Annotated in this window: 23 protein-coding genes and 1 pseudogene; 16 read left to right on the top strand and 8 right to left on the bottom strand. The window is 57.6% G+C overall.

The genetic code is table 11. The features are described from left to right. Nucleotides 1-115: 115 nt before the first annotated feature. Nucleotides 116-1,741, bottom strand: coding sequence for a glucan biosynthesis protein D (locus ACYZTL_RS10265; RefSeq protein WP_461951694.1), 1,626 nt, complete (start codon nt 1,739-1,741; stop codon nt 116-118). 412 nt (nt 1,742-2,153) lie between these two features. On the opposite strand from ACYZTL_RS10265, the gene ACYZTL_RS10260 reads away from it, so the two are divergent. Beyond that, entirely contained in the window at nt 2,154-2,339 is a 186-nt protein-coding gene (locus tag ACYZTL_RS10260) for a hypothetical protein (protein WP_017340256.1), read from the top strand. Nucleotides 2,340-3,072: 733 nt separating this feature from the next. On the opposite strand, the gene ACYZTL_RS10255 is transcribed toward ACYZTL_RS10260, so the two are convergent. Continuing rightward, on the bottom strand, nt 3,073-3,942 hold the full coding sequence (locus tag ACYZTL_RS10255; RefSeq protein ID WP_461951693.1) for a helix-turn-helix domain-containing protein: 870 nt from the start codon (nt 3,940-3,942) through the stop codon (nt 3,073-3,075). A 405-nt stretch (nt 3,943-4,347) separates the two neighbouring features. Here ACYZTL_RS10255 and ACYZTL_RS10250 point away from each other — a divergent pair, with 405 nt between their 5' ends. The 13 genes from ACYZTL_RS10250 (at nt 4,348) to ACYZTL_RS10190 (ending at nt 14,979) form a co-directional block, all read left to right on the top strand. Next, nucleotides 4,348-4,539, top strand: a complete 192-nt coding sequence (locus ACYZTL_RS10250; RefSeq protein WP_461951692.1) for a Flp family type IVb pilin — start codon at nt 4,348-4,350, stop codon at nt 4,537-4,539. Nucleotides 4,540-4,690: 151 nt separating this feature from the next. Continuing rightward, on the top strand, nt 4,691-4,882 hold the full coding sequence (locus tag ACYZTL_RS10245; protein ID WP_461951691.1) for a Flp family type IVb pilin: 192 nt from the start codon (nt 4,691-4,693) through the stop codon (nt 4,880-4,882). Nucleotides 4,883-5,035: 153 nt separating this feature from the next. Beyond that, complete coding sequence (locus ACYZTL_RS10240; protein WP_461951690.1) at nt 5,036-5,227, top strand: Flp family type IVb pilin; 192 nt, start codon at nt 5,036-5,038, stop codon at nt 5,225-5,227. Between the two features lie 28 nt (nt 5,228-5,255). Then, nucleotides 5,256-5,786 (top strand): A24 family peptidase, encoded by a 531-nt coding sequence (locus ACYZTL_RS10235; RefSeq protein WP_461951689.1) that lies wholly within the window; start codon nt 5,256-5,258, stop codon nt 5,784-5,786. Nucleotides 5,787-5,788: 2 nt separating this feature from the next. Beyond that, nucleotides 5,789-7,117, top strand: a complete 1,329-nt coding sequence (locus ACYZTL_RS10230; protein ID WP_461951688.1) for an AAA family ATPase — start codon at nt 5,789-5,791, stop codon at nt 7,115-7,117. 15 nt (nt 7,118-7,132) lie between these two features. After that, a complete protein-coding gene (cpaB, locus tag ACYZTL_RS10225) occupies nt 7,133-7,951 on the top strand; it encodes a Flp pilus assembly protein CpaB (RefSeq protein ID WP_461951687.1) in 819 nt (272 codons plus the stop codon). A gap of 73 nt (nt 7,952-8,024) precedes the next feature. Continuing rightward, entirely contained in the window at nt 8,025-9,371 is a 1,347-nt protein-coding gene (locus ACYZTL_RS10220) for a TadE/TadG family type IV pilus assembly protein (protein ID WP_461951686.1), read from the top strand. A gap of 8 nt (nt 9,372-9,379) precedes the next feature. Then, nucleotides 9,380-9,859 (top strand): TadE/TadG family type IV pilus assembly protein, encoded by a 480-nt coding sequence (locus tag ACYZTL_RS10215; RefSeq protein ID WP_461951685.1) that lies wholly within the window; start codon nt 9,380-9,382, stop codon nt 9,857-9,859. After that, entirely contained in the window at nt 9,859-10,353 is a 495-nt protein-coding gene (locus ACYZTL_RS10210; RefSeq protein ID WP_461951684.1) for a TadE/TadG family type IV pilus assembly protein, read from the top strand. The genes ACYZTL_RS10215 and ACYZTL_RS10210 overlap by 1 nt, the downstream gene beginning before the upstream one ends. Continuing rightward, complete coding sequence (locus ACYZTL_RS10205; RefSeq protein ID WP_461951683.1) at nt 10,347-11,567, top strand: AAA family ATPase; 1,221 nt, start codon at nt 10,347-10,349, stop codon at nt 11,565-11,567. Before ACYZTL_RS10210 ends, ACYZTL_RS10205 begins: the two co-directional genes overlap by 7 nt. Nucleotides 11,568-11,570: 3 nt before the next feature. After that, the gene (locus tag ACYZTL_RS10200) at nt 11,571-13,004 is read left to right on the top strand and encodes a CpaF family protein (protein ID WP_461951682.1); all 1,434 of its coding nucleotides are present in this window, start codon (nt 11,571-11,573) and stop codon (nt 13,002-13,004) included. After that, on the top strand, nt 13,001-13,987 hold the full coding sequence (locus ACYZTL_RS10195; RefSeq protein ID WP_461951681.1) for a type II secretion system F family protein: 987 nt from the start codon (nt 13,001-13,003) through the stop codon (nt 13,985-13,987). Before ACYZTL_RS10200 ends, ACYZTL_RS10195 begins: the two co-directional genes overlap by 4 nt. Nucleotides 13,988-14,016: 29 nt before the next feature. Beyond that, entirely contained in the window at nt 14,017-14,979 is a 963-nt protein-coding gene (locus ACYZTL_RS10190; protein WP_461951680.1) for a type II secretion system F family protein, read from the top strand. A 296-nt stretch (nt 14,980-15,275) separates the two neighbouring features. Here ACYZTL_RS10190 and ACYZTL_RS10185 read toward each other — a convergent pair whose 3' ends face one another. The 5 genes and pseudogenes from ACYZTL_RS10185 to ACYZTL_RS10165 all read right to left on the bottom strand — a co-directional run bounded on the left by ACYZTL_RS10185 (nt 15,276) and on the right by ACYZTL_RS10165 (nt 20,450). Continuing rightward, a complete protein-coding gene (locus ACYZTL_RS10185) occupies nt 15,276-15,545 on the bottom strand; it encodes a DUF3613 domain-containing protein (protein ID WP_461951679.1) in 270 nt (89 codons plus the stop codon). A gap of 18 nt (nt 15,546-15,563) precedes the next feature. Continuing rightward, complete coding sequence (locus ACYZTL_RS10180) at nt 15,564-16,277, bottom strand: tetratricopeptide repeat protein (protein WP_461951678.1); 714 nt, start codon at nt 16,275-16,277, stop codon at nt 15,564-15,566. 119 nt (nt 16,278-16,396) lie between these two features. Next, on the bottom strand, nt 16,397-17,620 hold the full coding sequence (locus ACYZTL_RS10175) for a type II and III secretion system protein family protein (protein WP_461951677.1): 1,224 nt from the start codon (nt 17,618-17,620) through the stop codon (nt 16,397-16,399). A gap of 48 nt (nt 17,621-17,668) precedes the next feature. Then, nucleotides 17,669-19,221 (bottom strand): IS3 family transposase gene (locus tag ACYZTL_RS10170; protein WP_461950368.1). Its coding sequence is split into 2 segments (ribosomal slippage): nt 17,669-18,759 and nt 18,759-19,221, totalling 1,554 coding nucleotides; the frame shifts between segments, so codons are not numbered across the junction. A gap of 674 nt (nt 19,222-19,895) precedes the next feature. After that, nucleotides 19,896-20,450 (bottom strand): annotated as a pseudogene (locus ACYZTL_RS10165) (BRO-N domain-containing protein). Nucleotides 20,451-20,901: 451 nt separating this feature from the next. On the opposite strand from ACYZTL_RS10165, the gene ACYZTL_RS10160 reads away from it, so the two are divergent. Continuing rightward, nucleotides 20,902-21,252: a ComF family protein gene (locus tag ACYZTL_RS10160; protein WP_461951676.1), complete on the top strand. Its 351-nt coding sequence runs from the start codon at nt 20,902-20,904 to the stop codon at nt 21,250-21,252. 5 nt (nt 21,253-21,257) lie between these two features. Further along, the gene (locus tag ACYZTL_RS10155; protein WP_461951675.1) at nt 21,258-21,815 is read left to right on the top strand and encodes a hypothetical protein; all 558 of its coding nucleotides are present in this window, start codon (nt 21,258-21,260) and stop codon (nt 21,813-21,815) included. 90 nt (nt 21,816-21,905) lie between these two features. Here the strand turns inward: ACYZTL_RS10155 and ACYZTL_RS10150 are convergent, their stop codons facing one another. Further along, a complete protein-coding gene (locus tag ACYZTL_RS10150) occupies nt 21,906-23,390 on the bottom strand; it encodes an APC family permease (RefSeq protein ID WP_461951674.1) in 1,485 nt (494 codons plus the stop codon). Nucleotides 23,391-23,414: the final 24 nt, after the last annotated feature.

Here is a 23,414-nt window from a genome sequence, read left to right as displayed (position 1 = left end):
GGATTTGCTGTCTGTTCGGCCGTCTTCGCGAGCAGGCTCGCTCCCACATTGAAATACGAACTCCTGTGGGAGCGAGCCTGCTCGCGAAGAGGCCGGATCAGCCGACCATTAGCCCTCAGGTGTACTTACGCTTCTCCGGCGCCGGCGGGAAGTACTGATACAACCAGGTCTCGCTCAACGTCCGGTCATTGGTGCGAATAAACAACCGCAGTTCCACCGGTGCAACGCTGTCATTGGTCGGGAACCAGTCAAAGGTAATCCGGTAGCCCTTGATGTCATCGAGCACCAGCACGTTGAAGTCTTTGACCTGGCCGTTGGAGCACGTGACCACAGGTTCAATGCCCGTGCCTTCAGGCAAGCGATCCAGCCCACCCCCGGTGAAATCCACCGCAAACCGTCGCGCCCAGACTTCCGGATAATGCTCGCCCGGCGCCCAGCCTTCAGTGAAACCACCCATGCCCGAACGAGTCGCACTGACCCGCGCCAGCGGCGTACCCACCGGCGGCAGCGAGCTCCAGTAGAGCTTGTAGCCGTAGTTCAGGGAATCACCCGCCGCGACCGGTTTTTTCGGCGTCCAGAACGCAACGATGTTATCCAGGGTTTCGCCGGTTGTAGGAATTTCCAACAGATCGACAGAGCCTTCGCCCCACGCGGTTGTAGGTTCTACCCACAGACTTGGGCGCTTGCTGTACCAGTCGACGGTGTCCTGATAGCTGGCGAATTCGTGATCGGTTTGCACCAGGCCGAACCCTTTCGGATCGGTGTCGACGAAGGCGTTGAATTGCAGGGTCGCCGGGTTGTTCAGCGGACGGCAAATCCACTCGCCGTTGCCACGCCACATCGCCAGACGATCCGAGTCGTGGATCTGTGGATGAATGGTGTCGCACATGCGCCGCTCGTGAGTGCCGCAACTGAACATGCTGGTCATCGGCGCAATGCCGAGTTGCTCGATGGCGGTGCGCGCGTTGATGTGGGCGTCGACGGTCATGACCACCTGACTGGCCTGGCAATCGATATCGAAACGGTAGGCGCCGGTAGCGCTTGGCGAGTCCAGCAGGGCGTACACCACGAAACGGGTGCTGTCCTTGTCCGGCGTCTCGAACCAGAATTTGGTGAAGTCCGGGAATTCCTCACGCTTCTTGGCGTAGGTATCGACCGCCAGACCGCGGGCCGACAGACCGTACTGCCCCGTGGCGTCTACCGCGCGGAAATAACTGGCGCCGAGGAACGACAACACGTCGTGCCGGTCCAGCTCAGGCGCCTTGAACAGCTTGAACCCGGAAAAACCCAGGTCGCCCGTGAGCTGCTTGGTGTCGACCGTGGTGTTTTCATAGTTGAACAGCGAAGGGCGGAAATGCACCTCCCGCGCCTGACGCGTCTTGGGGTCGACGCTGTACATGCGCACCGGTTGCTTGAAACCCATGCCGACGTGGAAAAACTGCACATCCAGCTGACCCTTCAAATCCTTCCACAGCGAATGATTGCCGTCGTAGCGGATCGCGTTGAAATTTTGTGGGGTCATCGTCGCCAGGGTTGGCGGCAGCACCTGCTTGGTGTCCTGATAGCGGTTGCCGGCAAGCTGCTTGGCCTGGATTTTCAAGGCTTCGAAATCGAAGGCCTGAGCCTCGCCATCAGCCGTGCCGCTACCGGCCCAGGCCCGAGCGGCGAGCAGGCCGCTGGCGGACAAACCGGTGTAGGCAGCGATGGCCATGGATGCTTTGAGCAAATTCCTGCGGTGCATAAGTACAACCTGTCGTGACAATCCCGCGCCGTTCCTGGCACGTGCTGGATCAGAAATGGAGGTTTGGACATGCCTTCGGCCAAACGCAACGGACTTTAAACAGATGCCAAATAGCTTAAACCGTTCGCTCGCAGAGCAAAAATGATTGATGGCGTGGCAATGGCATCGCTATGAAACAAGACATTTCCGGTAAACGTTTCCCACAGTGATTTCTGATTTAAAAGGCATTTCCGCTTTTTTCGACTAATTACTCTAAAAACCGCTTTTCAGCGCCAATTTACTTCCTATTCTATGGGCATGACCGGTTTCTGCCCTCAGGCCGGTGGAATTCAGTTGGCACAAGGAAGCGGCTGAAAAAGGAAGGGCGATGCGGTATCTGAAGTTTTCTTTGACGTAGAGAGGGACATCGTCCATGTCGAAAGTACAAGGCATCACCGAAATGCTGGGAATCTTCCCGTGCCTGGGCATCGGGCGGCGAAGGCGTCGACTTAATTCCGAGGAGTTGAAGCTGGTGGAGCGCTATCGCGAGTTGTCGGAGAGTGACCGGATAGCGATGCGGTATCTGGTGGATGCGATGCGGAGTGTTTCGCGGTTTTGAGTAAGAAACCGAGGGGCGGACTGTGAAGTCTGCCCCTTTTTCATGTGCGTCCAGCATGGGCGCAATCTTGCGGGTGAAAGTCCCGTCGTGAGCTGACCACAGCGAACGAAGTGAAGCGCAACTGCATGAGGGTGACCGAGTGTGGGGAGGAAGCGTGAAGCGAAACCGCGAGCCGATGGACAAGAACCGGATACAAGGCGATGCCGACCAGGGCGAGCGGGCATGTAACCGCGAAGCTCTTGTGGTCAAAGGGCGGCAGCGTAGATCCGGCGGTTGTGCGGGGAAGGATTGCGTTCTTACCTGGGGAGATCTCGCCTCGTGCCTGAAAGGGCGACGGCGCCAGCCGGAGCGAGAAGTCAGCAGAGGCCGTAGTAGTCTTTTTTTGACGAAGGGCCGAACGAGAGAAAGCGTTATAGGCCATGTTGATGCGAGAAACCGGAAGTCAGATGTCAGGATTCTACCGGCCCAGTCCGGTACGACGCGTGGTGATTCCCAAGCTTCGGGCCGAAAAGTGGTGGTGGATGTCGATCCGGAGAAGTTCTTGGGTCGTGCATTGCATTACCTTTTGGTTCATGAAGAGTGTTCGAAGAGGTCAGGTTCGACCGGGTCGACCATGACATTCTGATTGATTGCTTACGCAAACGGATCGCGGATCGGGCGGTTTGCCCGGTGCGGACCCGCCTGCCGGGTGGTGTGGCAGGGGACGGCCTATGAAGGCCGTCCCCTATGCCGATCAACCGCTGAGGCTTTCTATCAGGCTTTCGAGCGCTTCAGTGATATTTTCATCCTGCACCAGTTGCGCTGCTGCAGTCGCTCGGAGTTGGCGTGCCAAGCGGTATTCACTGGGCGTGCAGTTTGCGAACTGCTTGAAGTCACGAGCGAAGTAGGAAGGATCCTTGAAACCGGCCTCATAGCCGATGCTGGTAATCGGCATCTGGCTGTTGTCGAGTAGTTCTTTGGCGAAGTTCATGCGCTTGTCCAGGATGTAATCCGTGAAGCCAAGCCCATTGGCTTCCTTGAACAGGCGGCTGAAGCGAAATGTCGTCATGCCGCAGCGCTGCGCCAATTCCCTCTGATCGATGCTGTCACGAAAGTGCTGTTCGATGTACAGCATGACATTGCTCAGCGCCTGGTGTTTTTGGTGTCCTGAGGTCAGCCGGATGCTGTCCGGCAGGGTCGGGGAGTGGTCGATCTGCGATGACTTGCCCCGGCCGATGGCATTTCGGCGCAGCTCGCAGAGCTGCACCACCGCCGTCAGGTAACGCTTCCTCTCGGTGGTCGAGAGCGGGAGCACCATGTATTCCCAGACGCTGGAGCGCATGGCCCATACAGCCAGTTCCTCCGAGTGCTGCACGGTGAACATGGTGATCGGGATGGCCGGTGTGCTGCGTTTGATCTCCAGCAACAGCCTCAAGCCTGGTGTGTCGGGGCGATCGAAATGGATGCAGATCATGTCTGCGTGTTCCCCGATGGGCAGCACGGAGTTTTTCGCCAGTTTGCAGTCGCAGGTACCCTCGAACTGCGCGATGAGTTCTTTTGTGGATCGATCATGAGTCAGATCGAACCATAGGAGCGTTGGCCTTCTGGTCAAGTTGGACGTCATGTCTCTACTCTGGGATTCTTAGTGACTCACTTCGCTAGTATTGCCAATGTGCTATCACCTTGCAGATTTAATCCCGATAGGAAAGACGGTTTTTAGTTCTATTCGCTCTATGGGTTGCCTGGAAGGCAGCCCGGGCGAGTGTTTGTTGGTGTGTTTTCGACAAACTGCGTTTAACCGCTTGTCGCTTGTGAATCAATGACGATTGCCTTGGCCTTGCCACGCCTTGGTTACCCCGCCCGTTACTTCTGCAAAGGCCAATTCCCCGTTTTTGGCCGCCCCGCAAAAAAGTCCTAACGATGTGCAAAATCTTCCTAACGCCCCTGCCTTGTCCCTGACTAGGGTTGCATCAGGCAGCGCAGAAAGTACTGCCTCCGGAAAAAACAACATTCGAGTGAGGTGGGCAAAATGATCATGCAAACAATCAAGGCTTCGGTAGTGAAGTTCGTCAAAGACGAAGATGGCCTGACCATTGTGGAATATGCGGTGGCGGGCGGATTAATCACGGTAGCTGTTGCCGCAATGTTCACTCTTTTGGGCGGCGCCGTGAACACCAGAATCACAGCGCTGTGCGCTGCGGTCAAAGGCGCTGCCTGCTGATGACAGCAACCCACTGTGGTGGGGCGCGGTGATATCCATGGAGCAACCGGTTTTACAGTTTCTCTGATAGACCGGCAACTCAATGGACTTCGCGCAGTTCCCCGCCAATATATTTTCTGAGTCGTATGACCGCTGAAGCGAGGTATAAAAAATGAATCTGCAAACAATCAGAACTTCGATAATCAAGTTCGCCAAAGATGAAGAGGGTCTGACCATCGTGGAATACGCGGTGGCCGGCGGATTAATCACGGTAGCTGTTGCCGCAATGTTTATTCTTTTGGGTGGCGCCGTGAACACCAGGATCACAGCACTGTGCGCTGCGGTCAAAGGTGCCGCCTGCTGATGACAGCCACTCACTGTGGTGGGGGCGCGGTGATATCCATAGAGCAACCGGTTTTACAGTTTCTCTGATAGACCGGGCAACTCAATGGACCTCACGCTGTCCCCGCCAACGTACTTTCTGAGTCGTATCACGGCTGACATGAGGTATACAAAAATGACTCTGCTAACAATCAGAACTTCGATCACCAAGTTCGCCAAAGATGAAGATGGCCTGACCATTGTGGAATACGCCGTGGCCGGTGGATTAGTTACGGTAGCTGTTGCCGCAATGTTTATTCTTTTGGGTACCGAGGTGAATACCAGGATTACAGCACTGTGCGCGGCGGTCAAAGGTGCTGCCTGCTAACGATAATCCCGGAAGGGGGGGGCGCGCCATGTCCATGGAATTGCTGGTGACGACTGTTTTACTGCTAGGACTATTGGGCGTGGCGGTGGTGAGCGATCTGCTTCGCCACCGTATTCCCAACATGCTGGTCCTGTTGGGCCTTGCCCTGGGACTGGGCGGTCAAATGTATTTAGGTGGCGTCAGCGGATTGGGTGACAGCCTGCTGGGCATCCTGGTCTGTTTTGCACTGTTTCTGCCGATGTACGCCTTTGGTGGCATGGCCGCCGGCGACGTCAAGTTAATGGCCATGGTCGGCAGCTTTCTACCATTCCATTTCGCATTGTGGGCTGCCTTGTTCAGCCTGATAGCCGGTGGCGTGTGCGGTTTTTTGATTGTGCTGTTTCGCGGCCAACTGCTTCAGACCCTGGGACGTTATTGGTTGATTCTGAGGGCGCAGGCCTATCTGGCGCCAACTTCAGATGAAGTAGCCGGCAAGCCTTTCCCTTATTCGATTGCAATCTTGATAGGCACTTTAATCAGCGTCTACTGGCAACTGGTTGCCGGTGGATTGGGAGCTTAGTCATGCACGTCATCGTCGATAGTGATGCCCACCCCTGCGATCGGGGCGCGGTGCAACGACTGGCTCCTCAGCCATGCACAATCCGCGAGACTGGTCTGACCGACAGTTTTCTCGGTGAGTTGGTGTGCAAGCATTTGTTTGATGCCGGCGTGCTGGACATGTCGCGGCTGGTGGAGCGCCTGGCGCTGACCGGCGCGGTACTTGAAGAGGTCCTGACGTTTCTGCGCAAGGATGGTCGTGTCGAAGTGCTTGGCCAGGGGAGTCAAACGGGTGGGCAGATGTTGCGTTATGGCTTGACCGAGCGCGGTCGCAGTGCCGCCCGCGATGCCCTGTCGCGCAGCGGCTATATCGGTGCGGCACCCTTCCCGGTGAGTACCTACCGGTCCTTGATCAAACTACAGACCATTCACCATGGTCGCATCAACGCCAACGATATGCGCAATGCCCTTGCTGGCGTAGTGCTAACGGAGGGGATGCTCGATCAGTTGGGTGTGGCGATGAATTCCGGGCGCGCGATCATGATTTATGGCCCCGCGGGTACCGGCAAGACCTATGTCAGCAGTCGGCTGATCCGTCTGTTCGCCGAGGCCATCTGGGTGCCTCATGCCATCGTCATCAACGAGTCGGTGATCGAAATCTATGACCCGCAAGTGCATAAGCGGCTCGATGATAACGTTCAACAGAACAATCTGATGCTCAACGAAGGGATCGACCGTCGATTGCTGTGCTGCAAACGCCCGATCGTCATCACTGGCGGTGAGTTGAGCATGGAACAACTGGACGTTCGCTATGACCCCTCCACCCGTCAATACCAGGCTGCCTTGCAGCTCAAGGCCAGCAATGGCCTGTTCATCATCGACGACATGGGGCGCCAGCGCATGGCACCCGCCGAGCTGTTGAATCGCTGGATCGTCCCGATGGAAGAGAAGCGCGATTTCCTCAACCTGGGCGGCGGTCGGCATTGCGAGCTGCCGTTCGATCTGATTCTGGTGTTTTCCACCAACCTCAATCCCCTGGAGTTGGCCGATGAGGCCTTTCTTCGCCGGATTGGCTACAAGCTGCACTTCGGTTATCTGAAGCCTGAGGAGTACGAAAAGATCTGGCGTCAGGAAAGCGAGCGTCTGGGCATGCCTTATGACCAGTTGCTGGTGCGTTATGTGCTGCAAAGGCTTTATGCAAGTGAAGGCATGCCCCTGGTGCCTTGCCATCCCCGCGATCTCCTGAGCATGGCGCTCGATCGTCAACGTTACATGGGCGGTTCCGGACCACTGTCACCGCAAGAGTTGGAATGGGCCTGGCGCAACTACTTCGTCCAGCTCGACTTTCTTTGATACGGAGATACTGACATGAGCTCTCGTACTCTTTCCCTGATAGGCGTTTCCCTGGTCATGGGCCTTGGTGCTGCATGGATGGCCGACTCCTGGCTGAGCGCACGTCTCAACGCCAGCCCGGATGACCACCTTCGAAGCGTGGTGGTCGCCACGGTAGAGATTCCATTCGGGCAGATGGTCGAGGCTCAGCAGGTCACGACCGTACGCATGCCCATGGATACGATCCCGGACGATGCCTTCGACTTGAGCGAAAAGGCTGTGGGCAAGATCGCAACGTTCGACATTCTGAAGGGCGACATTGTGCGCGGTGCGCGTCTGAGTGAGCACTTGGGTGGCAGCACCCTGGCTTCGCTGATTGCGACAGACAAGCGTGCCATCTCGGTACGGGTGGACGATGTGGTCGGTGTGGGCGGGTTCCTGTTGCCGGGTAACCGGGTCGATGTACTCGCGACCAAAACCACCAGTGCCGGCAGCAATAGCGCCGTGTCCAGGACCATCCTCGAGAACTTGCGGGTATTGGCGGTGGACCAGACGGCAGGTACCGACAAGACCCAACCGGTGGTGGTGCGTGCAGTGACGCTGGAAATGACGACCGCAGAGGCTGAAGCCCTGGTCACGGCGCAAACGGAAGGGAAATTGCAATTGACCTTGCGCAATCCGCTGAACTCCGAGAAAAAAATCGCGGCCGTTGCACCTGTTGCGCCTGCCGCACCGGTCATGGCGGTGGCCACCGCCACGGTGCCAAAACGCGTGGTGCAGCGCAGCAGCGGCGAAAGTGGTGGGGCTATCACCATCATCCGCGGGATCGAAACCAAAGTAGTCAACATTCGCTGACAGGGCGCAACAGGTCCTGGACACCAGGTCTTGGCGGAGCCGATCCGGATCAGTATCGGCAAATGAGGGCTTGATGATGAATCGTCGTATTCAGCAGCCGTTCACTGCGACGCCAAGGCGCCAGAAAGGATCGGTGAGTGTATTGATGGTGATCGCGCTGGCGGCGATTGGCATGGTGGCGGCACTGGCTTTGGACGGCGGGCACATGATGCTGAACAAAACGCGCTTGCAGAATGCGGTGGACGCCGCGGCCCTGAGTGGCGCCAAAACCCTGAGTCAGGTGGAAGGTGGTACCAATATTGCCAGTACGACGCGGACTGCCGCACTCAATACGCTGACGCAAAATGCGAATGCCACGGGTAACACAGAATTGGCAACGGCTGTTGGTGGCAACGCAGCCACATTCGCGGTGGTGGAACTGGCAAGCAGTGTCTATGGGCCGTTCTCCTATCCCGGGCCAGCGAATGCCAAATACGTTCGGGTGTCGGTACCGAGCTATAGTCTGACCGGATTTTTCTGGAACTTCGCCCAGGTATTCGGTTCTGGCGGCCTGGGGGCCAAAGCGGTGGCGGCAATCGCCACTGCTGGACCCAGCCCTACCAGTCCTTGTGATCTCGCACCTTTGATGGTCTGTGGCGACCCGACTAAATACAACCCTGCCGCTGGCATGTTCTGGGGCTTCCAGTTTGGTGATTTGCAGGTATTGAAGACGGCTGCCGGCAATTCGTCGCCCATTGGTCCAGGCAACTTTCAGTTGCTCGATTTTGGTCCGGGCGGCAGTACCGTCAGGGAGGACCTGGCCGGAGGTGGCAAGGTCTGCCGCACTGTGGGGGACAACGTCCAGACCGCACCTGGCAACAAGGTCGGCCCTACCTCCCAAGGCTTGAACACACGCTTCGGCATCTACCACGGCCCGGTCAGTGCCTCGGACTATCCGCCGGACCTGGTGACCACGTCCAGCAACCCCGCGATCACATACGACGACTCGGTCACACCGGCACAGGTGAAGTACAAGGGGCAAGCCGTCACCTCGAGCAACGGCAATCTCACGGCGGGCAGCGACGCGATATTTGACTACAACGACTGGCGTGCGAGCGTTGCCGCGTGTGTGGCAGGGTCTGGCAGTGGTTGTGAGAGCCATGGCGTGTTCGAGCGCCGGATGATGAAAATTGTGGTGGGCAACTGCACTGGCAAACAAGGCGGTTCAAGCTCGATCCCCGTCCTCGGTTTCGGCTGCTATTACGTGGTGCAACCAATGGATGGCGGTGGCGGGGACGCTCAGATCTTCGGGCAGTTCGTGAAGGAGTGCGAAGGCGACAACGTGCCCGGCCCTACACCGTCAACCGATTCCGGCCCACAGATCATCCAGCTCTACAAAACCTATCTCAACGGCAGCGGTACTCCGAGCACTGACTCATAGGAGGCGTCATGAGACTTCACGCGTTTAAACATCCGCAGCGCCAGCAAGGCCTGGCCATGGTGGAATTCACCCTCGTCCTGCCGGTGTTGTTGCTGCTGTTACTGAGCCTCGGTGAGATCGGCCGCATGCTCTATCAGTACAACGTGTTGCTGCAGGCCAGCCGTGATGCCGACCGTTTTGTCGCCAGCCAGGCCTGGGATTCGACGCTGGGTGCGGTCTCTCTGAGCAATGCGCTGCAGACCCAGACGAAAAACGTTGCGGTGTATGGCGTGCCTGCCAACACCGGCACCGCTGTGTTGTCCGGGTTGACGCCTGGCAACGTGGTCGTCGCCGCGGTGGGCACCGACCATGTGCGAGTCACCATCACCTATACGTTCTGCCCGGTGATTGGCAGTGGCAATTGTGCCGGCTCGATTCCGGGTTTGTTTGGCAATCAGATTGCGCTGAGCATTCCGCTGGTTGCCACTACCGTGATGAGGGCACTGTGATGAATAGAAAACACATGCGCGGAACCTATACGGTGGAGTTTGCCTTCGTTGGTCTGCTGGTGTTCACGCTGTTGTTTGGCGTGTTGGAAATGGGCCGCCTGTACTTCACGGTCAATGCACTGGATGAGGCCGCGCGCCGTGGTGCGCGCCTGGCAGCAGTCTGCAATATCAGCGATCCGGTGGTGTTGCGGCGGGCAATCTTCAATGCCGCGACCGACGCAGGTACGAGCCAGCTGATCAGCAATCTGGCCACCACTAATCTGACGTTGACCTATCTGGACGCAAATGGTGCTCTGGTGGCCAACCCCGCTGACCTGGTCAGCGTCAACGGCTTTCGTGCCATCCGCTATGTCCAGTTGAGTCTGCAAAACTTCGTTTTCAATCTGTTTATTCCCGGGTTCGGCGTGCCCATTACCTTGCCTGCATTCAGGGCAACGTTGCCACGCGAAAGCCTCGGGCGTCATTCCGATTCCGGGGAGATCACGCCATGCTGAATACCAAGGAAGCTCCACTCTCCAGTTCGACCGGCAAAGCCGGGCTCAGGTTGCTGATCAGTAGCCGTAACGCCACCTCTTTGCGCGACCTGCAGAGCGTCTGCCAACGCATGCCCAGCCTGGAGGTGAGTACTCGCCTGGTGAGCAATGGGCATGTCGACCCGCTCTACGGTCTGGACCGGATGCCCGATCTGTTGCTGTTGCGCGTTAGCCACCTGTGGCGTGAAGAGCTGTCGGCACTGTTGCAGCGCCCGGCCCATGAGCGTCCGCCGATGTTGGTATGCGGACTGCTGAGCGAACAGGAAGCCATGCGCCTGGCGATGCAGGCCGGTGCCCGGGACGTGCTGCCAGAGCCCATCGCCGAGACCGAACTGGTCGCCGCCTTGAATCGTCTGGTCACGGAAGTTCGGACCGGCAGTGGGGCAGAAGGAAAATTGATCGCCGTGATGAGCGCCAAGGGCGGCTCTGGCGGAACCCTGCTGGCCTGCAACCTGGCTCAGCAACTCAGCATCAAGGGTGGCAGCACCCTGTTGCTGGATATGGACCTGCAATTTGGCAGCGTGACGCATTATCTGGATGTGGCGCAGACGCACAGCCATCTGGAGGTGTTGCACCAGATCGACGGCATGGACAGCGTCGCGTTACGCGGTTTTTGCAGTCACTTCAGCCCGACCCTGCATGTGCTGGGCGGTCGGGCCGGTGAGCTGTGTTTGCCGCAGGATACCCAACCCGAGCAACTTGACACCCTGTTGCAGTTGGCCCGCGCCAGCTATGGCTGGGTGGTGATCGACCTGCCGCGGCAAATCGATCACCTCACCGGCTCTGTGCTGGAGCAGGTGGATCGGGTGTACGTGGTGGTGCAACAGAGTGTCAGCCATCTGCGCGATGCCAGCTCCCTGGTGCGGATTCTTCGCGAAGACCTGGGCGTGCGTGGGGATCAATTGCAGATAGTGGTCAACCGCTATGACAAGGCGGCAGCGGTCAGCCTCAAAGATATCGGCGAGGCGCTGCGCTGCACCAATCTGTCGAAGTTACCCAACGACTTCAATCTGGTCAGCCAGAGTCAGAACACTGGCGTGCCGTTGGGGCTGCATGCGCCGAGGGCAGCGATCACTGCTGCACTGCGCGACATGACCGAGGACCTGGTCGGTCAACAGGTGGCCGGCAACAAAGGCTTGTTCAAACGTGCCTTCAACCGTTTTTTCGGGGGATGACCCATGATCAGCGACTTTCGTAACCGCTTGCGCAAACAGTCCGGTAAACCCGCCGCTGCCCAACCGGGCGACGACCTGTTGGATCCGGCAGAGGAAATAATGGCGTGGGAGCGTACAACGCCGGACGTTCTTTACGAAACCAGAAGCCAGGTCACCCCGGTGGAGGCCGAGTGGCGGGAAAGGATCTACCAGCAGTTGCTCAAGGTCATGGACCTGTCCTTGCTGGACTCCCTTGAGCAGGCCGAGGCTGCTCGGCAGATTCGCGATATTTGCCAGCGCCTGCTCGATGAGCATACGGCACCGGTGAGTACCGTCAGCCGCCAGTTAATCATCAAGCAGATCACCGACGAGGTGCTCGGCCTGGGTCCTCTGGAACCGTTGCTGGCCGATCACAGTGTGTCCGACATTTTGGTCAACCGGCATGACTCAGTGTATGTCGAGCGCTTCGGCAAGCTGCAACGCACCGATGTGCGTTTTCGCGATGATCAGCATTTGCTGAACATCATTGACCGCATCGTCTCCAGCCTGGGTCGGCGTATCGACGAGTCTTCGCCGTTGGTGGATGCGCGGCTCAAGGACGGTTCGCGGGTCAACGCGATTATCCCGCCGCTGGCCATCGACGGTCCGAGCATGTCGATCCGGCGTTTTTCCGTGGACCTGCTCAATACCGACAGCCTGATCCAGGTAGGGGCGTTGACCCCGGCCATTGCCCTGCTGCTCAAGGCGATTGTCCGTGGGCGCTTGAATGTGCTGATTTCCGGAGGTACCGGCAGCGGCAAGACCACCATGCTCAATGTGCTGTCCAGTTTTATCCCGCACAACGAGCGGATCGTTACCATCGAAGACTCAGCCGAACTGCAGTTGCAACAGCCCCACGTGGTACGCCTGGAAACCCGGCCTTCGAATATCGAGGGGCGTGGCGAGGTGAACCAGCGGGAGTTGGTGCGCAACAGCTTGCGGATGCGTCCGGACCGCATTGTGATCGGCGAAGTGCGCGGCGCCGAGGCGCTGGACATGCTGACAGCGATGAACACCGGTCACGACGGCTCGTTGACCACGATCCACGCCAACACCGCACGCGATGCCCTGGGGCGGATCGAGAACATGGTGTCGATGACCGGGGCGACCTTCCCGATCAAGGCCATGCGCCAACAGATCGCTTCGGCCATCGGAGTGGTCATCCAGCTGGAACGCCAGGAGGACGGCAAGCGTCGCCTGGTCAGTGTGCAGGAGATCAACGGCATGGAGGGCGAGATCATCACCATGACCGAAATCTTCTCCTTCGTGCGCCACGGCGTGGGCGAAAACGGCGAAGTACTTGGTGATTTTCGGCCCAGCGGCATGATCCCCGCCTTCCGCGATGTGCTGGCCAAGCGCGGTATCGAGTTGCCGCTTACGATGTTCAGGCCTGAGTGGATGGAGGCACGGCAGTCATGAACAATATTCCTGGTGAATTCATTCTGATGTTCCTCGGCATGGTGTTTATCGCTGTGTTCCTCCTGTCTCAGGGGGTGGTGGTGCCGGTGTTCGGCGAGGCCGGCAAGATGCGCAAGCGTATCCGCGGCCGTTTGCACGTTCTGGAGAAAGCTAACAATCTGCCCAATATGCAGACGGTGTTGCGACAGAAATACCTGACGCGCTTGACGCCACTGGAGGCCATGCTCGAGCAGTTGCCCTTAATGGCGAGCCTGACCCAGGTGATCGAGCAGTCCGGTCATGAATATCGTGCTTATCGGGTGCTGTTGCTCGGGCTATTCCTGGGCGCCTGTGCAGGCATCTCGATCTTGATGATCTCGTCAGTCTGGTGGATGGCGCTGTTGGCGGGCTTCGGAGTGTTCTGGGTACCACTGCTGAAAATTTCTCGTGACCGTGGCAAACGCTTCGCTGCGTTTGAGGAAGGCCTGCCGGATGCACTGGATGCCATGTGCCGTGCCCTGCGCGCCGGGCACCCGTTCAACGAAACCCTGCGCCTGGTCGCCGAGGAGCATAAGGGGCCGGTCGCTCAGGAGTTCGGTCTGACCTTCGCCGATATCAACTATGGCAACGATGTACGTCGGGCCATGCTCGGCCTGCTGGAGAGGATGCCGAGCATGACGGTGATGATGCTGGTGACCTCAATCCTCATCCATCGCGAGACCGGCGGCAATCTGACCGAGGTGCTGGAGCGTTTGAGTCGCCTGATCCGCGGGCGTTTTCGCTTCCAGCGCAAGGTCAGGACCCTGTCGGCCGAAGGGCGGATGTCAGCCTGGGTGCTGGTGTCGATTCCGTTCGTGCTGGCGATTGCGATCGTTGTCACAAGCCCCACCTACATGCCTGTGCTGCTCAATGATCCCATAGGCCACAAACTGATCATCGGGGCGTTCTGCGCCATGTTGCTCGGGATTTTCTGGATACGCAAAATCATCCGGATTCAGGTTTAAGCGGTATTCGCTACCGGGAGGTACAGGTCATGGACTTTTTGCTCGGGTTGTTCAGTCGGGTCACGGGGAACGAGGAGCTGGCGCGTCTGTTGTTCCTCGGCGCGATCGGTTTGAGTACGGTGCTTGCGGTTGTCGCCGTGATCTTGCTGATGATGGGGCTTCAGGATCCGGTGCAGCGTCGTCTGGCGCTGATCAAACGTGGTCATTTAGGCAACACCGCCGGGCAAGAAGCCCCGGGTAATCTGCAACTGTTACTGGAACGGGTCGGCCAGCGCTTTGCCTCGGCCGAATCGGCTCAGACGTCCGTCACCCAGACTTTATTGACGCATGCAGGGTACCGTTCCTCTTCAGCGGTGCAGATGTACTGGGCCGTGCGCTTGATGACGCCGCTGTTGTTAGTCGGTATTGCGTTGCTGCTATTGCCGATGATTCCCAGGGTTTCCCTGACCATGGGGCTGCTGGCGGTGGTCTTGGCAGCCGGTATCGGATGGTTGGTGCCAGCGCTGTATGTCGCCAAGCGCAAGCAGTTGCGACAAGGTCGGTTGCGTGCCGCGTTTCCGGATGCGCTGGATCTGATGGTCGTGTGCGTGGAGTCGGGCCTTGCCTTGCCCGCGACCATTGAACGGGTGGCTGAGGAGATGTCGGTCAGTCAGGTCGAACTGGCTGAAGAACTGGCCTTGGTCAATGCGCAAATCCGCGCGGGCATTTCCAGTACCGAGGCGCTCAAACAACTGGCTGTGCGCACTGGCCTGGATGACGTACAAGGGCTGGTCAGCCTGTTGGCGCAGAGTATCCGCTTTGGTACCAGCGTGGCCGATACCCTGCGCATCTATGCCGATGAATTCCGTGACCGGCGTACACAGGCCGCCGAAGAGATGGGGGCGAAAATTGGTACCAAGCTGATATTTCCACTGATTTTCTGTCTGTGGCCGAGCTTCTTTCTGGTCGCTATCGGCCCGGCCATGATCGGGGTACTCAAAGCATTCGGGTGAGGTAAAACGGGCGGAGGCTATCGGGTGCGATGGCCTTGCCACCCGAGCCTGATCTGCACTTTCCTGTCATGGATCCACACATTTCCCGCAGGCTGCAATCTTTTGATTTTTCTGGCAGGCAATTCGTTGCCTAGGCCTCTGAATCTGAAGATCGCAGCCTGCGGCCGCTGCGGGGTAATCCGACCAGGGTTGGATAATGTGTAGAGACCACTGCTTTCCTGCACACGACATCAAGCCCGGCTTTGCAGCCAGGCTACTCTGGACTACGCCAGAGGCTGATCACCCATCGACATACCTCAGTTGCCGGTGCTCATGTCTCCCGCTGCATCCTGGTCAAAAAATTCCGGAATCGGGTAGTTGAAGCTATTCAGCCAGCGCTGCATGGCCAGGTCACGTTCGGTGGCCGAAGCGGTTTGCAGTTTAGGGGAGGCAACCACACCGCGAATCTGCAACTGCAACCACTGTTCGGTGCCTTGTTGGTACGGCGAAGAGGGGCCCGGCTCAATAGCCCAGGCAGTGGTGGACAGGCAAGCCATGCACACGATCAACAGCCTTTTGGTATTCATCTCGACTCCTCGTACGTTCTACTTGTTCGCACTGGAAGAGGCATCGGCTACCTCCGTCTTGCGATTCCCCTTGGAAGCCACCACTTTTTTGGCGGAGGCCTTGAGTTTTTCCGCGCGGGTTTGAGCCTCGGCGACTTGCTTGGGGCTCAAGTCGGCGCGGGTCACGAGGTCGGCAGCCGCCTTCCAGTTATCCTGGTAGATCAGCAGCGTCACCATATTGAGTGCCGCCAGTGTGTTTGCCTGCTTGAGCTCCATGGCGGTCATGAACGCAAAGCGTGCTTCAGGGATCCGTCGCTGATTGAGGTAGACGACCCCCAGGTCATTTCGCATCCTGTCGTCGGTGGGGGCCATCTTCACCGCACGCTCAAGGTGAGTGGCAGCGGTGGCGTTATCATTTTTGGAGGCGGCCAACTGGCCCAGGCCATGTTCCCCTTCAGCCGTCAGACAGGTGCCGAGCAAGCTTTCGTACAACGGCTGCGCGTCGCCGCTACGCCCCATCATGCGCAGCACCCGAGCCTTGCGCAGGCGAACCTGGACCAGGTTATCGGGCAAACCTTCCAGATTCGCCAGGCTGGCATACAAACGGCCTTCGTCAGCCATGTTGTCGGCCAGGTTCAGGGCCAGTTCCTGCTCCGAACCGGGCTTGGCACAGCTGGCCGGTCGCGAAGACAGGCCATTACTGGCACAACCTGCGAGCATTAAGGTCGCCGCTATCGCAATGACTGCTTTCATCGAATGTCCTCTGGCTACAACATGTTGAACGCCCGGCCAATGGCAATGAAGCTGGCCCGGCAGGCGTTCAACGTCACCGTTACGAGTGAGGGCGAGGCAAGTCTGGTTCAGGCTTCGGATCATTGCGAGAGCCCGCTGAGACTGTCGAAGTCGCCATTTTCCAGGAAAAACATGCGGTAGAAGTTCGGGTCGTAATTGCGCAGCTGTTCGCCAGGCAATGACGGTAGTTGTGCATTGGCAGCCAGTGGCTGGACCAGATGGGGGGTGACGATCATCAGCAGTTCGCGCTCTTCACGGTTGATGGTGTTGTCGCGGAAAAATGCGCCCAGAACCGGGATATCGCCCAGCCCCGGAAACTTGTTCACCAGGGAATTGTTGCGGGAGCTGATCAGGCCGCTGATGACGAAGCTTTCGCCGTCGGCCAGGGAGATGCTGGTATCGGTACGGCGCACGGTCAGGGCCGGGACTACCGTGCCGGCGATGCTCACGGCGTTGGTGAAGTCCAGTTCACTGACTTCCGGCGCCACCTTCAGCGCGATACGATTTTTCCCGACGATGGTCGGCGTCAGAGTCAGGCGGATACCGAATTCCTTGTACTCAATGGACACGTTATCGCTGCCTGAACTGGGCACCGGAATCGGTATTTCACCACCGGCCAGGAAGCTCGCACTCTGCCCGCTGAGCGCTACCAGGCTTGGCCGCGCCAGGGTGTAGGCGAAACCACTGCCTTCCAGCGCATTGAGCGCCACCAGGGTATTGCCGGTAGCAAAAGTGAGGTTGAAGTTGTTGTTGTTCACCGGCAGCACCGGCGTGACAATGCCGCCGATGGTGGGCAAGGTTCTCGGCGAGCCGAACAGGAAGTTGCCACGGACGCCGAAAATCGAGGCGGAGGCTTCCTTGAGCTTGGTCCGGCTGACTTCGACGAAACGGATATCGGTCTGCACCTGGCTCGGCAGCAGCGGGTCGTCGGAGGGCACCGACGGCACGCTGGTCAGTGCCGATGTGGCTCTACCCTTGACGAACACCATGCTTTGGCGCGGCGTTTTCGAACAGGCAGTCCAGACCATCAGGCTGGTGGTCCCCGGTGCAATGCCCGTGAGTATGAACGCGTTGCTGCCGCTGGGTTGCACGTCGGCAATTTTCGGGTCACCCACCGCCAGTTGCGTTACCGGAACGGGGCTGCGCAGTTCATTCTGCAGCCCCTGACCGACCTCGAACGTTGTCGACCAATTGTCCAGTTGCGAACAATTGGCAGGTGCGGCCTGAGCCGCATTCACGCTGAGACCCGTCCAGAACAGGCCATGGATAATTTGCTTGAAAGCGGGCGCGGGACGAAGGCTCATTTGGTGCATCCGGCGTTTTTCAAGGTAGTTGTCGCGTCAACCGTCTAACTATGCCGCTCTTTTCTCGACCTGTTGCTCTCGATCCGGGTTCAACAGCACGGTGCCGATCGGCTCCCAGTTACGTGTGCAACCCGACCACCGTTCCGGCTTTTTCTCTTTGGCTCGTTCGTACAGCTCATGTCGCCGGGCCAAGACCTGATGGTCCAGTCCTCGATGCCGCTCAGCCGGTGTGACGAACCGGATACGGCTATGCCGGTGTTCGTTGTTGTACCAGCGCATGAAATCCCTCACCCAAGCTCGTGCGGCGTCCAGACTGGCAAAGCCATGCTGCGGCCATTGCGGGCAGTACTTCAGTGTTCTAAACAGCGACTCCGAGTAGGGATTGTCGTTGCTCACCCGCGGTCGGCCCCGCGAGGGCGTGATGCCCAGTTCGTACATCTTGCTCAACAGCGTCACCGATTTCATCGGCGCTCCGTTGTCCGAGTGCAGCACCAGCGGTTCGTGTAAACACTGCTCGCCGATCACGCTGCGTTGCAGCAGCGCGGCGGCTTTCTCGCCGCTTTCCGCGTCGTAGACCTCCCAGCCCACGGCCTTGCGGCTGTAAATATCCTCGATCAGATAGAGGTAGTAATACTTGCCGCGTATCGGCGACGGCAGATACGTGATGTCCCATGACCACACCTGATTGGGCGCTTCAGCCGCATGCGTCGTTGGGGCCGCGTGCCGCCTGGGGCGCTGGCTACGACCTCGATGCTGCTGTTGACCCGCCGCACGCAAGACGCGATAAAACGTTGCCTCCGACGCCAGATAGCGCCCTTGATCGGCCAGGCGCGGCACGATCTGGCTCGGCGGCAGATGGGCGTACTCCAGGCTGTTGCACAGCGTCACAATGGTCTGTCGCTCAGCCTCGTTTAGTGCATTTCGCGGCGTTGGCCGTGTGACAGTCGTTCGGGCATCGGCCTGGATAACGTCTGTTTCAGTCCACCGTTGCAAAGTCCGCAGCGATAGACCGATTTCCAGGCAGGCCCTGATTTTTCTGGCTCCCGCCGCGACCGCGTTGCTCAGCCAGTCCACGAGTAACTGCCGTTCTGGCAAAGACGTCAGTTGTCCTCGTTGTCGGTCCCCCAGTAGTCGTTGAGCTTTTTTCGCAGCACCAACAACGCCGCTGTTTCAGCGAGCGCCTTGTCTTTGCGGCGCAGTTCGCGCTCAAGTTCCTGGATGCGTTTCTTATCTTTGCGAGACTGCTCCCGATCTTCTTTTTGCTGGGCCTTTTCCGATTTCTGGCCGGTGATGAAGGCTTGTCGCCAGGCAGTGATTTGCTCGGGGTAAAGGCCTTTGCGGCGGCAATACTCGCCCAGGTCGATCTCGGACAAACCGGCCGCTTCAAGGACGACAGCAAACTTGGTTTCGGCTGACCAGTTCTGAGCCGATTGCTTGTTTTCGGACACTGCACTTCCTTCAGAACTGAGCTGCTTGCGCCAGTTGGACAAAGACATTTCGCTGACCCCTTCGCGCCGGGAAACCTCGGCCATCGACAGGTTCAGTGGGGGAAGCAGCATCTTGAGTAATGCGGCTCTGCGTTCAGGTGAATAGTACGGCACGACCAGTCTCTTTCCGCCCCCGATATGCTTTTTTAGGAAAAACCGGAGAGGCGACAACTATCCTGACACCGGGGGCATCCTCACTGGATAGGCCATCTATAGGCAGACTAAGTTGTCTCTGATCACTTCACGGGGATCGGACTATCCCCCCCAATACGCCACACCACTTATCCATGGCTTTGGCGTTATTCCTTGCGTGCAACACACGAGCGGGCGCAGTTCGCTGATCTGGCTGGACAGCGAGCGACCTTTGCTAAAACGGTTTTTAGTGAGCCGGTTACCTGGACTGCGCGCCAGAGTGACGCTGGCAGTTACGGACGGTACTGTCCGCCGACCTGCCCCCCCCGAAAAGTAAACGGCCATGCAGGTACAGAGCCGGAAAACGCCTTCCATGATCATAGTGAGCTAACTCCTTTTGCCAATCTGATCACTGAAGCTAACTTGGAAACTGGAGCCGTTATGACTTCTTATTGTTTGACGGTAGTTCAATCAAACCAAAGTGCCATGATTTTAAAAAAATCCATGGGTGCAAAGGCTGGAGAAAGGCAGGCGGGTGAGCGGTGCAGGCAAGGTCGCAGCGCAGTGCGATTGGCTGATACCGAGGGGGGGAGTGAAGGCAAAAAAAAGGCCCATCAGTCAGGCTGAACGGGCCTTTTTCATGTCTCAGCCTACCTTCAACTGCAACTGCAACTGCAACTGCAACTGCAACTGCAACTGCAACTGCAACTGCAACTGCCCATGATCGGAAACGGTCGCTGCGCCTGCACCAGATCTGGCATATCCCGCCACTTGATCCACGCCGAATCTTGCCAGTGCAGCAGCGGCACCGAGAGCCCGCCCTATTGTAATGAACTCAGGCTTGGAACGTTATCCACCGACTCCGCGTTCGACTCACGTAGCGCAGGTATGACTTCGTTACTCAGCCATTGGCGCAGGTTTCGGTTTTCCGGGATGAAATGGTGGACCAGCAATGCGTACATTCCAGATTCGCTGACCATGAGTGATTCGACCGTTTTGCCGTTCTTCAGCAGCCAGACATATCGGCGTTGATCGGGGTCGAGTTTATGGGTGAGTCGTTGGTCCAGCGGATGACCCATCAAACGTCCGAGGTCATGGACGCAGAACCAGGCTTGGTTGGCTTGCATGATGGCGTGGAGGAAGCGGTTGTGGCGGGGAAAAACGGTGGGAACGAAATGAGGATGAATTTCAGACGGATTTAGCGTGTGCATTTCTTCGACTCCATGTTGAGAAAGGAGCCGCCACTAATCCTTCGACAGATTTGGGTGGCGGACCGTGCGGCGTTCGAAGTCGGGACATTCTCGATCAACATGTAAGCCAAGAGGCCCGCGCCACACGGTCCACCATAAAGCGAAACTGAAAGGCAAAAGTCTGCCCCAGTTCTTATGGTGGCGCGGATGCGCCATGTTGATGATTGACCGGCTTCGACTCCGGATCGCTGATTTGGCAGCGACGGGACAAAGCCTATCGGTCAGGCGCTCGCGGCGACAAGTCTACTCTGGCGACGCTTGTCGTAGGAATCAGAGTCTTTTCGGGAAGGCTCGATCTGTAGGAATTTCCTGTTTTTGCGGTCGAGTGGGTGGCCCCCCTTTTCATAGCCTAGGGTCAGAGAGCGCCAAGGATATTCGGCGCCCAACGTCAGGCTTTGAAATGGAGAATGCCTTGAAAGTAACCGTAGTTCCTATGCCGGCCTCGAATGTACGCTTACGTCAGCCAGTTACGGAGGTTGCCTTGGAGTTAGGGCGAATTATCGGAAAGCCTGTATTCTCGGATTTGCTCCGTAAGGCCCCAACGGGAAAATCGCTTAAGGATCTGCATACTAAAGCCGAAAAAGTTGCTGCTATTGGGGCGAGTTTCAGTGTCAATGATGAAATTAAGAATACTGGCTGTTGGAGTGTTTTGGTCGTCGATGATTTGTTTGATAGTGGTGCGTCGATGGACGCAGCCTGTGCTGTCTTACGTCAATATCCAAAAGTAGGAAAAATTTACGCGGCAGCACTAACTTGGAAGTGAGCTAAATGACAACTGTATTTATTGCGGGCTCTATTAATATCAGGCACCTTGATCCAAAGGTGAAAGAGCGTATCGATAATATTGTTGCTTCGGAATTCGATGTGGTTGTTGGGGATGCTGGTGGTGCCGACACTTCTATTCAAGAGTATTTGTTGAGTTTGTCACTTTCTAAAACCACTATTTATTGTAGTGGTGCGACTCCGCGAAACAATCTGGGAAAATGGCCGGCAAGGACGGTGGAGACCAAACACGCCAAGGGGTCTAGAGCCTTTTTTACCGCTAAAGACGTTGTCATGGCAGAGGCGGCTGATTACGGATTGATGATATGGGATGCAAAAAGTACGGGCACGTTGAGTAATGTTATTGAGTTATTGTCTCGAAGGAAGAAATCGCTGGTTTTTGTGAATAAAGAAAAAGCTTTTAAGGTGGTTGGTGATGTGAGTCAGCTTGAGGACTTGGTTGCAGTTATGTCGGATCAAGATAAACAAAAAGCCGACGCAAAAATTAAGCTTTTTGATCGCATCTCTTTGTTGAAGCATGATCAGGCAGAATTATTTATTTAGCGCTTTTTGCATAACCAATATCTGTTGATAATACCCCTTCCTCTAAAAACAGAGGAAGGGGTATTTTTGTCGATACCGGGGCGAACTCAATTACCGACTAACCTTCCAAGCATCCCCCGCCGGCGCCGTACCATGGTCATACGGCTTGGCAATCCACATATAAACCAACCCCAATCCAATCACGATCGCCGTACTCAACACCATCGCATAGTTGATGTACCACGCCGCATCCGGCGTACGCGGCCAGGCCATATTGATGATGGCGCCGACACCGTAGACCAGCGCGCCGATGTTCACCGCCCAACCCCATGCACCGAGGGTGAATTTGCCGCTCGGTTTCCAGCCTTTCAGGCGCGCATAAAGCGCTGCGAGCACGATCATCTGGAACGCGAGGTAGATGCCGATCGCCGCGAAGCTGACGATGGTGGCGACCGCATCCTGCAGGAAGAAGCCCAGGATGATGATCAGCGCCGGCAGGACGCCGGAGACGAACAGTGCCGCGACTGGAACCTGAGTTGTAGGAGAGATCTTTTTCAGCAGTGAGCTACCGATGACCATTTCATCGCGAGCGTAGGAATACAGCAGACGACTCGCCGCCGCTTGCAGGCTGATGACGCAGGAGATGAAGGAAATCATCACCACGCCCATGACCATTTTCGAACCGACCGGGCCGAAGGCGTTGTTGAGGATGGTGCCGACCGGGTCTTTGTCGGTGCCGTTGATGACGGCTTGCATGTCCGGTACGGCGAGGATCAGTGCCAGGCAGGCGAACATCGCTGCGATACCGCCGATGTAGATGGTCATGCGCATGGCCACCGGAATCTGCTTGCTCGGGTTCGGGGTTTCTTCGGCCACGTCGCCGCAGGCCTCGAAGCCGTAGTACAGGAACATCCCCGCCAGCGAGGCGGTGAGGAAGGCCGGCAGGTAGGAGCCGTTGATGCTGATGTCGAAGGTGTTGAACAACACGCTGATCGATTGATGACGTTCGAACATCAACAGGTAAACGCCGACGACCACCGCGCCGACCAGTTCGCAGAGGAAGCCGAACATGGCAATGCGCGCGAGCACTTTGGTGCCGCTGAGGTTGACCAGCGTGGCGAACAGCGTCAGCACCAGGGCGATGACGATGTTGGTGTTGTTGTTCGGTTCAAAACCCATCATCGCGGCGAGGTACGGACCGGCGCCTACTGCAACAGCGGCAATGGTGACGCACAGGGCGATGGAGTAGATCCAGCCGACCATCCACGCCCAGCGCTTGCCCACCAAACGGCGAGCCCACGGGTAGACGCCGCCGGAAATCGGGAACTGCGAGACCACTTCACCGAAGATCAGGCACACCAGCAACTGGCCGCAACCGACCAGCAAATACGCCCAGAACATCGGTGGTCCACCGGCGGCCAGGCACAGGCCGAAGAGGGTATAAACCCCTACAACCGGAGAGAGGTAAGTGAAGCCCAGGGCGAAGTTTTCCCACAGGCTCATGCTGCGGTTGAAGTTGGAGGTGTAACCCAGCTTTCGGAGTTGCTCGGCATCGCTGTCGGCAACGGCTGCGGAGAGTTCGGGTATTGCGCTCATGGTGTGTTAGCTCCGGAAAATCGG

This window comes from Pseudomonas sp. LB3P81, from assembly GCF_054897965.1.
Note: the sequence above shows the minus strand (reverse complement) of the source record. Positions and strands in the feature narration are given on the sequence as shown.